The sequence below is a fragment of the Streptomyces sp. CB01635 genome, from assembly GCF_002803065.1.
GTDB lineage: Bacteria > Actinomycetota > Actinomycetes > Streptomycetales > Streptomycetaceae > Streptomyces.
Genome location: NZ_NNBL01000003.1, coordinates 24,893 through 38,385, shown reverse-complemented (window position 1 = coordinate 38,385; position 13,493 = coordinate 24,893). Strand labels below are relative to the sequence as shown.

The following is a 13,493-nucleotide window of genomic DNA, read 5'->3' as shown; positions in this document are numbered from 1 at the left end:
CGGAGCCTGCGGAACCTGCTTCATGGCTACGGGAGTTGACGCATCGGGGGTGTCCCGTACGCCAACTCCCGCGTGGTGCGCATAAGGCCATCAGCTCTTCGCCACGAGTTCCTTGAGTGCGACGTTGAGTTCGAGGACGTTGACGCGGGGCTCACCCATGAAGCCGAGGATGCGGCTGCTGGTGTGGTCCTTGACGAGCTTGTCCACCTGGGTGACGGACAGGCCGTTCCGCTCCGCGATCCGGTGGACCTGGAGGTCGGCGTACGCCGGGGAGATGTCCGGGTCGAGGCCGGAGCCGGAGGACGTCACCGCGTCGGCGGGGACGTCGGAGAGCTTGACCGTGTAGCCGCCGACCGAGTTGTCCTTGATGACGGCTGCCTTGGCGGCCACCACCTGGGCGCAGAGGGTGCCTTCCTCCGACTTCGCTGTGCACTTCCCGTTGATCGCACCGTTGTCGCCGGACAGGTTGGTGGCACCGGAAAGGATCAGCTTGTACTGGGTGTTGACGCTGTTTTCGCCCAGGCCGTTGGAGGGGCGCGGCTGGAACCACTTGAGGTCGGGTTCCGCGGTCTCCTGGCCCTTCTTGAGCGGCAGGTCGTAGCGCTGGCCGATGAGGGACGAGCCGACGACCTTGCCCTCGGACTTGATCTCCGAGCCGTTGGCCTTGTCGTGGAAGACGGCCTGCGCGACGCCGGTCACGGCGAGCGGGTAGATCACACCGCAGACGACGGTCAGGACGAGCAGCGCACGCAGTCCCGCCCACAGCAACCGACCCGTGTTTGCCACTGAGTTGTTCATCGTGATCAGCCGATTCCGGGGATGAGGGAGATGAGTACGTCGATGATCTTGATGCCGATGAACGGCGCGATCAGTCCGCCCAGGCCATAGATCCCGAGGTTGCGGCGCAGCAACTTGTCCGCGCTCACCGGCCGGTACTGCACGCCGCGCAGGGCGAGCGGTACGAGCGCGATGATGACGAGCGCGTTGAAGATGACCGCGGACAGGATCGCCGAGTCAGGTGAGGACAAGTGCATGATGTTGAGCTTGTCGAGGCCCGGGTAGACCGCCGCGAACAGCGCCGGGATGATCGCGAAGTACTTCGCGACGTCGTTGGCGATGGAGAACGTCGTCAACGCGCCCCGGGTGATGAGGAGTTGTTTGCCGATCTCGACGATCTCGATGAGCTTGGTCGGGTTGGAGTCGAGGTCGACCATGTTGCCGGCCTCTTTGGCGGCCGACGTTCCCGTGTTCATCGCCACGCCGACATCGGCCTGGGCGAGGGCGGGGGCGTCGTTGGTGCCGTCGCCGGTCATCGCGACGAGCTTGCCGCCCGCCTGCTCGCGCTTGATGAGGGCCATCTTGTCCTCGGGAGTGGCCTCCGCGAGGAAGTCGTCCACGCCCGCTTCGTCCGCGATGGCCTTGGCCGTCAGCGGGTTGTCGCCCGTGATCATGACGGTCTTGATGCCCATGCGGCGCAGCTCGTCGAACCGCTCGCGCATGCCCTCCTTGACGACGTCCTTGAGGTGGATGACACCCAGTACGCGGGCACCCTTGTCGTCCTCTACGGCGACCAGTAGCGGAGTGCCGCCTGCCTCGGAGATTCGGTTGGCCAGGGTGTCCGCATCGTCGGAGACCTGGCCGCCATGCTCCTTGACCCAGGTGATGACCGAACCGGCAGCGCCCTTGCGGATCTTGCGCCCGTCGACGTCGACGCCGGACATGCGGGTCTGGGCGGTGAAGGCGATCCACTCGGCGCCGGCCAGCTCGCCACGCTGCCGCTCACGCAGCCCGTACTTCTCCTTCGCCAGGACCACGATCGACCGCCCCTCGGGGGTCTCGTCGGCCAGCGAGGACAGCTGCGCGGCGTCCGCGACCTCGGCCTCGCGGGTGCCGGTCACCGGCACGAATTCGGAGGCCTGCCGGTTGCCGAGCGTGATGGTGCCGGTCTTGTCGAGCAGCAGGGTGGATACGTCGCCGGCGGCCTCGACCGCCCTGCCGGACATGGCGAGGACGTTGCGCTGAACGAGGCGGTCCATGCCCGCGATGCCGATCGCGGACAGCAGCGCGCCGATCGTCGTCGGAATCAGACACACCAGCAGGGCCACCAGGACGACCATCGTGAGGTGCTTGCCCGCGTAGTCCGCGAACGGCGGCAGTGTGGCGCACGCGAGGAGAAACACGATGGTGAGCGACGCGAGGAGGATGTTGAGCGCGATCTCGTTGGGCGTCTTCTGACGCGCGGCGCCCTCGACCAGGGCGATCATGCGGTCGATGAACGTCTCACCGGGCTTCGTCGTGATCTTGATGACGATGCGGTCGGAGAGGACCTTCGTACCGCCGGTGACCGCGGACCGGTCGCCACCGGACTCGCGGATGACGGGCGCGGACTCACCGGTGATGGCCGACTCGTCCACGGACGCGACGCCTTCGACGACGTCACCGTCGCCGGGGATGATGTCGCCCGCCTCACACACCACCAGGTCGCCGACGGTCAGGGCCGTGCCCGGCACCTGGTCCTCGGTCTTGCCGTCCTTGGACAGGCGGCGCGCGACGGTGTCGGTCTTGGCCTTGCGCAGGGTGTCCGCCTGCGCCTTGCCGCGGCCCTCGGCCACCGCCTCCGCCAGGTTCGCGAAGATCACAGTCAGCCACAGCCAGGCACTGATCGCCCAGCCGAACCAGTCGCTCGGATCCTTGAAGGAGAACACCGTCGTCAGGACCGAGCCGACCAGCACCACGAACATCACGGGCGACTTGACCATGATGCGCGGGTCGAGCTTGCGGCAGGCGTCCGGCAGCGACTTCAGCAGCTGCTTCGGGTCGAACAGACCCGCGCCGACACGTCCTTCGTCCTTGTGACCGGTCGGCACATCGCTGTGCGGCGCCCGGGTCGGAGTGGCTTGGGACATCGCGTCCTCGTCGTTTTCTGTACGGGTCTTGGCTATACGAGTGGTCATGACGCCAGCCCCTCGGCCAGCGGGCCCAGCGCGAGGGCGGGGAAGTAGGTCAGGCCGGTGAGGATGAGGATCGTGCCGACGAGGAGTCCGGTGAACAGCGGCTTCTCGGTGCGCAGGGTGCCGGCCGTGGCGGGGACGGGCCTCTGCTCGGCGAGCGAGCCCGCCAGGGCGAGGACGAACACCATCGGCAGGAACCGGCCAAGGAGCATCGCGAGCCCGATCGTGGTGTTGAACCACTGCGTGTCCGCGCTGAGGCCGGCGAAGGCCGAACCGTTGTTGTTGGCGCCGGACGTATACGCGTAAAGGATCTCGGAGAATCCGTGCGCGCCGCTGTTGAGCATCGAGTTCGGCGGTGTGGGCAGCGCCATCGAGATCGCCGTGAACACCAGCACCAGGGCCGGGGTGATGAGGATGTAGCAGGCCGCGAACTTGATCTCGCGGGTGCCGATCTTCTTGCCCAGGTACTCCGGCGTACGGCCGACCATCAGACCGGCGATGAACACCGCGATGATCGCCATGATCAGCATGCCGTAGAGACCGGAACCGGTACCACCGGGCGCGATCTCACCCAGCTGCATACCCAGCATCGTGATGCCGCCGCCGAACCCGGTGAACGAGGAGTGGAAGGAGTCCACCGCACCGGTCGACGTCAATGTGGTCGCCACCGCGAAGATCGACGAGCCGCCGACCCCGAAGCGGTTCTCCTTGCCCTCCATCGCGCCGCCCGCGATGTCGAACGCCGGGGCGCCGTGGTGGAACTCGGTCCACATCATCAGGGCCGTGAACCCGATCCAGATCGTGACCATGGTCGCGAGGATCGCGTAGCCCTGCTTCAGGGAGCCGACCATGCGGCCGAAGGTGCGCGTGAGGGCGAACGGGATGACGAGTATCAGGAAGATCTCGAAGAGGTTCGTGAAACCGTTGGGGTTCTCGAAGGGGTGGGCGCTGTTGGCGTTGAAGTAACCGCCGCCGTTCGTGCCCAGCTCCTTGATCGCCTCCTGCGAGGCGACCGCGCCACCGTTCCACTGCTGCGAGCCGCCCATGAACTGGCCGACCTCGTGGATCCCGGAGAAGTTCTGGATCGCGCCGCACGCCACGAGGACGATCGCGCCGACCACGGAGATCGGGATCAGGATGCGGACCGTGCCGCGCACCAGGTCCGACCAGAAGTTGCCCAGCTCACCCGTGCGGGAGCGGGCGAAGCCCCGCACCAGCGCGACCGCCACCGCGATACCGACAGCGGCAGAGACGAAGTTCTGCACGGCCAGGCCAGCCGTCTGCACGACGTGGCCCATGGCCTGCTCGCCGTAGTACGACTGCCAGTTGGTGTTCGACACGAACGACGCGGCCGTGTTGAACGCCTGGTCCGGGTCGATCGCCGAGAAACCGAGCGAACCCGGCAGGCTGCCCTGGAAGCGCTGCAGCAGATACAGGAACAGCACGCTCACGGCCGAGAAGGCCAGCACACCGCGGAGGTACGCCATCCAGCGCATCTCGGCGTTCGGATTGGCGCCGATGCCCTTGTAGATCCACTTCTCGACGCGCAGGTGCTTGTCGGAGGAGTAGACCCGGGCCATGTAGTCGCCCAGGGGGCGGTAGGCCAGGCCGAGCGCCACTATCAGCGCGAGGAGCTGGAGTACACCAGCGAGTACGGGGCTCATATCGGTGCTCAGAACCTCTCCGGGTAGATGAGGGCGAGGACCAGATAGCCGAGGAGGGCGACGGCCACGATCAGGCCGACGATGTTTTCGGCAGTCACAGCTTCGTCACCCCCTTGGCGACGAGAGCCACCAGCGCGAACACCGCGATCGTGGTGACGACGAAGGCCAGGTCGGCCATCGCGAGCTCCTAGATGAGGTTCGGATTGAACGGACGATTAGAGGAAACCGCCTCCCTGGCCGAATTCGAGCGCCGTTGACGCCTCCCTTACGGAGGCGCGTACGCCTTTGACGGAACTCTTACGCCGGCTCATCCATCGGCAGGAACCACCACCCCCCATCCGCCTGAATACGCCGATGGCCCGCGCCGGCGAGGGGCGGGCCATCGAGGGTGAAGGGCGTCAGGAACGCGGCGATCACCTGCCGGTACGAAGCGACGAGCACCGCGAGCAGTCCGGCGATAGCGAGCGTGACCGGCAGGGTGAAGCCGAGGCCGCGTGCCCCCGCGGCGGCCGGCACCAGGACGATCGCCTCCGGGCCGTACACCACTGACGCCATCGCGTCGAGAGACAGGGCGGCCAGGCCGGTGCGGGCAGTGAGCCGATGGCGCTCGCCAGTATCCGGGGGTTCCTCGCCCCGGCAGGGGCGGCGCCGGGCTCGGCGGTCAGGACAGACATGGGGCACGTGCTCCTACACATCACGAAAGGCCCACGTACACGGGGAGGCGCTATGCGGGTGCACCCAGGTTCTGTCCTCTCACCGCCGTCTCCGACCTCTCCTTTGCGGCATCTTCGCGCCACAGCCCCCCGACCTTGACCTGAGCCTGATGAGCACGTGACGCGCACGACTCCACGGGAGTGAGCCTGCCCTTCCCCACGGCCGCACCCTGACCGGGACGTCAAGGTGGGGCAGCGTGTCCATCAGAGCCCCGTCAAGGTACGGAGAACGTGCTCCCCGGGGCTTTACCGTCGGCTCCATGGGACGCCCCGACGACGCGCGACAAGACGCGGTCCACAGCCACGCAAGCGAAGGCTGGCTGGCCTCACGCGGGCTCCTGCGCGAGCGGGGGGTACGCACCGACATGTTGGTGTCGGTGCGTTGCCTGGGTGGCGTCTCCCAGCGGCTCCGCCTGCGGGACACGTCGGGCCGACGGCTCGAGATCAACCCCCAGGTCCTCGTGAACAACCCCGAGCTGTGGCACCGCTTCTCCAAGGACGTCCAGGAGTCTGCCACCCGCGGACACCTGACATGCGGGGCAACCGCACTGCTCCGGATCTCGGCACGCATCGACCGCGAGACGGCCCTGACCGTGTTCAAAGCCTCCGGCCTGGACTGAGCCCTTCGTGCCCATCGGCCGACGTCGGATCGGACCGGCCTCACTCACACGACCGTCAGCGAAATCGACAAGGCGGGCCTGGAGCGGCGGGACAGGACCCGGGCCAGGAGTGAGCATGAACCGGCCGAGGTAGTGGCCATTGCCGTACGTGCGCAGTTCCGTCTCGCCCTCCGGCCAGACACTGCTGTCGACGTCCCAGCGCTTGCGGCCGACCACGACGCTGCCGTCCGGCTGCAGGCGGGCCGGCTGTCCCATGAGGGTGCCGTATTCGAAACGGCAGGCGCGCAGGCCGAGCAGTTCGGTGAGCTGGTGACGGACGTGGTCGACCACCGAGTCCGAGGACTTCGCGGACTGAGCGAGGTCGGCCGTCTCATGGATACGGGCGAGGTAGCCCGCATCCGTCACCGTGATGACTTCGAGGCGGCGGGCGTGTGCCGCGAGCTGGGACACGATCAGACCGACGACCAGAAGGAGGACCGTCGTCTCGATGTCGTCGGATGCGTTGATGTCGAAGGTCCGGTACGGCCGGGTGAGGAAGAAGTCGAACCAGGCGGCCGCCGACAGCGCCGCGAGCGCGCCTGCCGCACGGCTGCCGACGGCGGCGATCGCGACGACCACCACGACCAGGATCAGCGCGGCGTTCGTCTGTGACAGGTCGGTACGGAAGGGCACGAGCGCGAGCGCCACCAGGAACGGTCCCGCGAGGCCCGCGAGCAGTGCGAGCCGGTCGCGGAGCCCGTAGCCCGTAGCCCCTAGCCCGTCATCATGCCGTCACCTCTTGCGTTCGTCGCGGCGAGTGCGGGCCTGGGCCCTCGTACGCCGATGTCAGAGCTCATGTGCTCCTCCTACGCTCTGCGTACCGCTGGGGTGCTCCGCCCGCTCGGCGAAGGGCAGGGACAGCACCATGGTCAGGCCCCCGCCGGGAGTGTCCTCCGGGACGAGGGTGCCGTCCATCGCCTCGGCCAGCCCTCTGGACAGGGCGAGACCCAGGCCGAGTCCGGTGGCGTTGTCGGTGTCGCCGAGACGCTGGAAGGGTTCGAAGAGGCGGTCGCGGTCGGTCGGCGGGAGGCCGGGGCCCCGGTCGACGACTCGCAGTTCGACGCGTCCCGCGTGGGAGCTGGCGGTCAGCAGCACCATGCGCCCCGCGGGACTGTGGCGGGCTGCGTTGCCGGCGAGGTTCGCGACCACCCGCTCCAGCAACGGCGGGTCGGCCAGCACGGCCGGAACCTCGTCCAGGTCCCCCACCTCGACCTCTGGAGTGTCTGCCAGCGCCGCCGGGAGGACCTCGTCCAGCGTGGTGGGGCGCAGGTTCAACGTGAGCGCTCCCGCCTGCAGACGGCTGAGGTCGAGGAGGTTCTCGATCAGCCGGTTCAGCTTGGCCATGGACTCGTCCGCGGTGGCGAGGAGCTCGTCCCGGTCCGCGTCGGAGAACTCCACATCCTTGCTGCGTAGCGAGGAGACGGCGGCCCATCCGGCGGCGAGCGGGGTGCGCAGGTCGTGGCCGACCGCCCGCAGCAGCGCTGTACGCATCCGGTCGGCGGCCTTGACCGGCTCTACCTCGGCGGCGACCTCGGCGAGCCTCGCCCGTTCGACGGCGGCGCCCACGTGTGCCGCGAAGGCGGCCAGCACGCGTCGCTCGGAGGACGGGAGTGGGCGGCCGCGCAACACCAGGAAGGCTCCGGGACCCGCGGGTACGACAGTTGCGCCGTCTTCCGCGGGCGGCTCGTCCACCAGTTCCGCCGAGTCCATGCCGAAGGTCTCACGGGTGCGCTTCACCAGAGCGGGGATGGTCGCACCGCCGCGCACGATGGTGCCCGCGAGGGACGACATGGTCTCCGCCTCCGCGGTGGCGCGCGCCGAGCGCCGCGACAGACGCAGGGAGCGGTCGACGACAGCCGCCACAATGGCGGCCACCACGACGAAGACCCCGAGCGCCAGCAACGCATTCGTATCGTTCAACGTGAAGTGCCCTCTGGGCGGGATGAACCAGTAGTTGAGCAGCAGGGACGCCGTCACCGACGCGATCACCGCCGACACGACCCCACCTATGCAGGCCACACCCACCACAGCGAGCAGGAAGAGCAGAGCCTCGCTGGTGAGGTTGAGTCTGTCCCTGGCCACGTCGAGATCCAGCAGGAAGGTCAGCGCCACCGGCAGCAGCAGACCGGCGACGGGACCGGCGATCCTGCGGACGGTCGACAGAGTGCGGCGGCGGGAGGGCAGCAGCGTGCCACGCCCGGCGCGTTCGTGCGTGACCATGTGGACGTCGATGTCGCTGGAGAACTTGACCACCGTCTCGCCGGTGCCGCGGCCGGTGACGAACCGCTCCAGGCGGCCACGGCGGCTGGTACCCAGCACGAGTTGGGTGGCGTTCTCGGCGCGCGCGAACTCGACCAGGGCGGTGGCGACGTCGTCGCCGACCACGGAGTGGTAGCTGCCGCCGAGGTCCTCGACGAGGCGCCGCTGCCGGGCCAGGGAGGCGTGCGAAGTGCCGGCGGCGAGTCCGTCGCTGCGCGTGACGTGTACGGCGAGCAGGTCGCCGCCGGCCGACCGGTCGGCGATGCGGGCCGCCCGCCGGATGAGTGTGTCGCCCTCGGGCCCGCCCGTCAGAGCCACGACCACCCGCTCCCGGGTCTCCCACACGCCACCGATGCCGTGCTCGGAGCGGTAGGTCTGCAGTGCCTCGTCGACGCGGTCGGCCACCCACAGCAGGGCGAGTTGGCGCAGGGCTGTCAGATTGCCGGGCCGGAAGTAGTTGGCGAGGGCCGCGTCGACCTTCTCGGGGGCGTAGATGTTGCCGTGCGCCATCCGGCGGCGAAGCCCCTCGGGCGGCATGTCCACCAGCTCGATCTGACGCGCTCTGCGGACGACCTCATCGGGCACCGTTTCATGCTGCGGGACCTTGGTGATCTTCTCGACGACGTCGTTGAGGGATTCGAGATGCTGAATGTTGAGCGCGCTGATGACATCGATCCCTGCCGCGAGCAGCTCCTCGATGTCCTGCCAGCGCTTGGGGTTGCGGCCGCCGCCCGGGACGTTGCTGTGGGCGAATTCGTCGACGATCGCAACCTGAGGGCGGCGGGCGAGGACCGCGGCGAGGTCCATCTCCGTGAACGCGCCGCCCCGATAGGCGCATGAGACTCGATCGACGACTTCCAGGCCGTCGAGCATCGCCTCCGTGCCGGGGCGCCCATGGCATTCCACGAACCCCACCACCACATCAGCCCCGCGCGCCGCCCTGCGCCGCGCCTCGTCGAGAATGCGGTAGGTCTTGCCCACTCCCGGGGCAGCTCCGAGGTAGACCTTCAGACGTCCGGGACGCACGTCACCCACGCCGGTCCGTGCCTCACTCCAGCCGGTCCGTACGTCACTCTCGTCGTTCCGTACGTCACTCATCGCAGCCGATGCGCTCCGCTCACTGACGATCAACTCTCCCGGAGGAAGGGTTACTTCCCTCTACCGAAGCGCTTGTGCAAGGGCATCGGCGCGCCCCTTGACGGATCCTTGGCGCCGTTCACATGGACATTGACACCACATTGACGAGATCTGGTCCGCCAGGGTGAAAGAGGCGCACCGGGGCCTCCGGTCGGCAGAAGGCCACATGCTCCCCATCTCAGGACCAACGGGGACGGCGTACGAAGCGCAGAGACCGCCGAGCTCCACCCGCCGGCCACGTGCCCCTCACGTCAGCGGAACTCCGCGTACCGCGGCCGCAGCCCGAGGGCGGTGAGTGCGACCGCCGCGAGAAGCGCCCCAAGGGCCCAGGGCAGCAATCCGCCCACCGCGGATCGGCCCGCCCGTACCGAGGCAGTGAAGTGGCGGCGGTTGATGTCGGTCACTTTGTCGAGCGCGGCCATCCACGCCCCGAAGTGCGCGTTGGACATGCCGGGCTGCCAGCTGATCCCGAACGCGACGGCCTCGCGTTCCTTGCCCTGCGCGACCAGAGCACGGATCTTGCGGTCGTCGCGCTGGTAGACGGCGTATGTCTCGACCGCCTTCTCTGCCGCTGCCCGCTCGCCCGGGAAGGTGATGTTGTCGAGTTCGCGCCGGAACTCGCCGGTGAAGCGCAGGTCTTCGTGGTCGGAGCGGTACGCCTGCCAGGTCGTGGCGAGTTCGTCGTCATACGTGGCGAGGGTCGCGCCCCGGACGCCGTACAACTTCCGCGAATTCGCCACGAACGCTCGCTCGTACTGGCCGCGACGCTCCTGATCGAGGAGGTAGCGGCTCTCGTCGGCGTTCGCGTCGTACGCGATCGCGCGGGCGCGGGAGAGCGCGACGACGGAGTCGAACGCGTCCCGGCGGGCGCCCCGCAGTTGCTCGGCCGTCTCGGAGAGCGCCTGAGCACCGAGGAGGGTGGCGAGCAGGACGCAGACGGTGCCGGCCAGGACGCCGGGGTTGAGGATCCGGTGGAAACGGCGCGCCGCATACCACTGCAGTACGGCGAGCACGGCAAGGAGCAGTACGCCGAGCACGATGACAGCGGCGAGTTGCACGGAAAGCGCCGAACGGGCCTGCGCGTACTGCGTGTTGAATGCCCGATTATTGGAGGCCACCAACTCGCTTGATTCCGGCAGGAGTTTACGCTGGAGCAGATCCGTCGCATCCCGGTAGTCGGCGAGGGCCGACGCCTTGCCGCCGGTGCGCCCGTCGTTCTCGAGAGCGCGCCCCACCAGCTCCTGGTACTCGGCGAAGTGGTCGGTGAGGGATTCGACGGTGCGCTCGTCGGTGCGGTCACCTTGGGCGGCGACGGCGAGGGTGCGGAGGTCGTGGCCGATGGCGGTGCGGGCGTCGCCGTAGAAGCCGACCGCCTTCCCGTACGGCGTCCTCAGACGCCCCTTGCCCGCGTCGCCGCTGGACAGCAGGATGTTCGCGGCCTGCGCGTCCATGTCGTTGAGGGCGAGGTTGAGGTCGGCGGCACTGGTGGTGCGCGGCGAGTCCCGGTCGGCGACCGCGTCCCAGGTGCCGGAAGCGGCGAGCCCGGCCAGCAGAAGCAGCAGCGCGAGGGCGGCGGTCAGCGAGACCGTGGACACGTGCAGGAGGCGCAGCCGCGCGGGCAGGGTGGCCCAGAAGCGGCGGCGCAGAGCGGCCCACGCGTCCACGGCCTCGCGACGGAGGTGAGGGCCCGGTCGCGACCCCCCTCGTGGCCGCGGACCGTGCCCGCCCCCGGGCGGGGCGACCGGTCCGTGCTGTGGCTCCGCGACAGTCTCGGCCTCGACCTCAGAACTGCGCGTGGTACCGGCCGTGATGGTCACGAGCCCTCCAACGTCACGCCACGGACGGTCGCCCGTGTCCCCCGCGCCGCTCAGTCTGCGACCCTAATCGGCCGCGGACGTGGTTCATTGACGCCCTCCTGACGCTTTCTCAGGTGACCTTGACGCAGGCTTGATGCTGCCGTTCGGCGGGTCGTAAGAGAGGCGCAAATTCCGTGCCGGACTGCGCACTTCGGGCATCCGGCGGGGCTAGATTTCCCGTCGGCCGCCGGTGAAGCCCGCGGGCGTCAGTGATACGACGGCTCTCCACCGAGAGTTCCCATCGGACGCTTCCGGTCAGGGCACCTCATGGGCAGCCGAACACGCGGACGGCGTCTCCCAATCCCGTCGCCGACGTCCGTGCGCAGCCCTGTGGTGCCGGGGCCCCGGCACCACAGGGCCCGGCGGCCGCCACACGTTTGTCAGCCCGACCGGTCCCCGGCGCGCCACCCTGCGCGCGGGCGCGGTTCCCCACCGAGGCATGAGGGTTCCCATGTTTTCCGCCCCTCCCCAGCAGGCCCCGCCGTCCCCTCCTCAGCGCGGACCCGAACCAGGGGCCAAGAGAGGTCCGGGCCGTCGTACGCCGAGCGGGCTGTTCGAACCCGCCCAGCTCGCGCGCTCCTTCCCCGAGGCGCTGCGAAAGCTGCACCCGCGAGTCCTGGTCAAGAACCCGGTGCTGTTCGTCGTCTCCGTCGGAGCCGTCCTCACCACCCTCTCCGCGGTCCTCCACCCCGCCGTCTTCACCTGGGTCATCAGCGCCTGGCTGTGGTTGACGGTGATCTTCGCGAACCTCGCGGAGGCCGTCGCCGAGGGCCGCGGCAAGGCGCAGGCGGAATCGCTGCGCAAGGCACGTACGGACACGGTCGCGCTGCGCCTGCGCCAACGGCCCCGGCGGCCTTGTCCTGCCCTTCATCGGCATCAAGCTCATCGACCTGCTGATTTCCGGCGTGCCCGGGCTCGGGTGAACAGCCCGCGTCAAGAAGGCGTCCGGGCACGTCAGAAGCGCGTAAGGGAGCGGGGCTTGAGCTTGTACGGGGCGGCTCCCGCGGGTTCCATGGACACCATGAACAGCGAGTGGCTCCTCATCGACCGGCCGCCTCATCGGGCGTCCCGTCGTGTGCCCCGCTGTGCGGAAACGCCCGCGTCCGTCGTCCGCTGACGCGCTTTCCGCTGCCCCAGGGGCGCCGTGACCCACGTCCGGCGCCCCTTTCCATGCCCGTACGCACCTGCCGTACGCGGACCTGAGCCGTACGCGAAGCCGTACTCGTATCCCCGGATGGACCATGTCTGACACCACCCTTTCGTCCCGTACCGTCCTTGTCACGGGCGCCACTTCCGGCATCGGTCTGGAGACCGCCCGGCATCTCGCCGAACGCGGCGCCACCGTGCTGTTGCACGGCCGGACCGCCGAGGAAGCGCGTGCCGTCGCCGACCGCCTCGTCGCGACGGCCGGCATCGACGCGGGCCGGCTCTGCACCGTGGGTGCCGACTTCACGCGCCTGGACGAGGTCGAGACCATGGCGGCCCGTGTCGTCGCCGAGCACCCTCACCTGGACGTCCTGGTGAACAACGCGGGTATGGCGGCGCCCGAGCGGCACACCATCACTGCGGACGGCAACGAGATCGCCTTCCAGGTCAACTTCCTCGCCCACTACCTGCTGACCTGCCTGCTGGAACCGGCACTCACCAGCAATCCGGGCGGCCGTGTCGTGAACGTCTCCTCCTCCCTGCACCGCACCGGCTCCATCCAGTGGAGCGACCCCAACCGCGCCCGCCGCTACTCCCGGCTCGCCGCGTACGCCCAGTCGCAGCTGGCCCTGACGGTCTTCGCGGCGGATCCGCGCGTCACCGCGGTGTCCGTCCACCCGGGTGTGTGCGACACCGCGCTGCTCCCCCTCTACGCCCACGACGGCGTCACGCCCACCGAGGGTGCCGCGCACGTGGTCCGCCTCTGTGACCCGTCGGTCGAGATCGTCAACGGCGCCTACTACGACCGCGCCGAGCACGTCGACCCTGCGCCCGCCGCCACCGAGGACCGCACGGTCAAGCGCCTCAACAAACTGGCCGACCTCCTCGTCGGCCGCACCGCTTGAACTTCTCTTCCTTCAAACGGAGTTGACGCCGATGTCGAAGCGATCCCGCAAGAAGAGAGCCCGCCGCAGGAACAAGGCGAACCACGGCCGCAAGGCCGGCCAGCGCTGACCCGATCGGAGGGGCGGGCGCGGTGACGAGACCGGCCGCACGGGCCGCGCTTCCCCCGCCCGCCTCTCCCCCTTTCCAAGCCCACGGAGGCATC

9 protein-coding genes and 2 pseudogenes are annotated in these 13,493 nt (G+C 69.0%); 3 read left to right on the top strand and 8 right to left on the bottom strand.

The features are described 5' to 3' along the window. Positions 1-90: 90 nt before the first annotated feature. From CG723_RS08255 to CG723_RS08220, 8 genes and pseudogenes are all read right to left on the bottom strand, one after another. Positions 91-798 carry a potassium-transporting ATPase subunit C gene (locus CG723_RS08255; RefSeq protein WP_100592649.1) on the bottom strand — a complete coding sequence of 236 codons (708 nt, stop codon included), beginning with the start codon at positions 796-798 and terminating at the stop codon, positions 91-93. Between the two features lie 5 nt (positions 799-803). After that, a complete protein-coding gene (gene kdpB, locus CG723_RS08250) occupies positions 804-2,954 on the bottom strand; it encodes a potassium-transporting ATPase subunit KdpB (RefSeq protein ID WP_100592648.1) in 2,151 nt (716 codons plus the stop codon). Then, entirely contained in the window at positions 2,951-4,615 is a 1,665-nt protein-coding gene (gene kdpA / locus CG723_RS08245) for a potassium-transporting ATPase subunit KdpA (protein WP_100592647.1), read from the bottom strand. The genes kdpB and kdpA overlap by 4 nt, the downstream gene beginning before the upstream one ends. A gap of 8 nt (positions 4,616-4,623) precedes the next feature. Further along, positions 4,624-4,713, bottom strand: a complete 90-nt coding sequence (gene kdpF, locus CG723_RS08240) for a K(+)-transporting ATPase subunit F (protein WP_018536030.1) — start codon at positions 4,711-4,713, stop codon at positions 4,624-4,626. A 304-nt stretch (positions 4,714-5,017) separates the two neighbouring features. Next, positions 5,018-5,289 (bottom strand): annotated as a pseudogene (locus CG723_RS08235) (amino acid permease); the annotation flags it as partial. A 365-nt stretch (positions 5,290-5,654) separates the two neighbouring features. Continuing rightward, positions 5,655-6,665: a DUF4118 domain-containing protein gene (locus CG723_RS47390; protein ID WP_267893696.1), complete on the bottom strand. Its 1,011-nt coding sequence runs from the start codon at positions 6,663-6,665 to the stop codon at positions 5,655-5,657. A gap of 108 nt (positions 6,666-6,773) precedes the next feature. Beyond that, positions 6,774-9,281, bottom strand: a complete 2,508-nt coding sequence (locus CG723_RS08225; protein ID WP_100593745.1) for an ATP-binding protein — start codon at positions 9,279-9,281, stop codon at positions 6,774-6,776. Between the two features lie 353 nt (positions 9,282-9,634). Further along, positions 9,635-11,047: a hypothetical protein gene (locus CG723_RS08220; protein ID WP_100592646.1), complete on the bottom strand. Its 1,413-nt coding sequence runs from the start codon at positions 11,045-11,047 to the stop codon at positions 9,635-9,637. Positions 11,048-11,690: 643 nt separating this feature from the next. On the opposite strand from CG723_RS08220, the pseudogene CG723_RS08215 reads away from it, so the two are divergent. From CG723_RS08215 to CG723_RS49135, 3 genes and pseudogenes are all read left to right on the top strand, one after another. Next, positions 11,691-12,074 (top strand): annotated as a pseudogene (locus CG723_RS08215) (potassium-transporting ATPase subunit B); the annotation flags it as partial. 406 nt (positions 12,075-12,480) lie between these two features. After that, positions 12,481-13,290: an SDR family NAD(P)-dependent oxidoreductase gene (locus tag CG723_RS08210; protein WP_100592645.1), complete on the top strand. Its 810-nt coding sequence runs from the start codon at positions 12,481-12,483 to the stop codon at positions 13,288-13,290. 31 nt (positions 13,291-13,321) lie between these two features. Beyond that, complete coding sequence (locus tag CG723_RS49135) at positions 13,322-13,399, top strand: 50S ribosomal protein bL37 (RefSeq protein WP_382007288.1); 78 nt, start codon at positions 13,322-13,324, stop codon at positions 13,397-13,399. Positions 13,400-13,493 lie beyond the last annotated feature (94 nt).

Excerpts from the sequence above, each read along its gene's own strand:
- CG723_RS08255 (WP_100592649.1), bottom strand. The coding sequence starts at position 798 with ATGAACAACTCAGTGGCAAACACGGGTCGGTTGCTGTGGGCGGGACTG.
- kdpA (WP_100592647.1), bottom strand. The coding sequence starts at position 4,615 with ATGAGCCCCGTACTCGCTGGTGTACTCCAGCTCCTCGCGCTGATAGTG.
- CG723_RS08210 (WP_100592645.1), top strand. The coding sequence starts at position 12,481 with ATGTCTGACACCACCCTTTCGTCCCGTACCGTCCTTGTCACGGGCGCC.
- kdpB (WP_100592648.1), bottom strand. The coding sequence starts at position 2,954 with ATGACCACTCGTATAGCCAAGACCCGTACAGAAAACGACGAGGACGCG.
- CG723_RS49135 (WP_382007288.1), top strand. The coding sequence starts at position 13,322 with ATGTCGAAGCGATCCCGCAAGAAGAGAGCCCGCCGCAGGAACAAGGCG.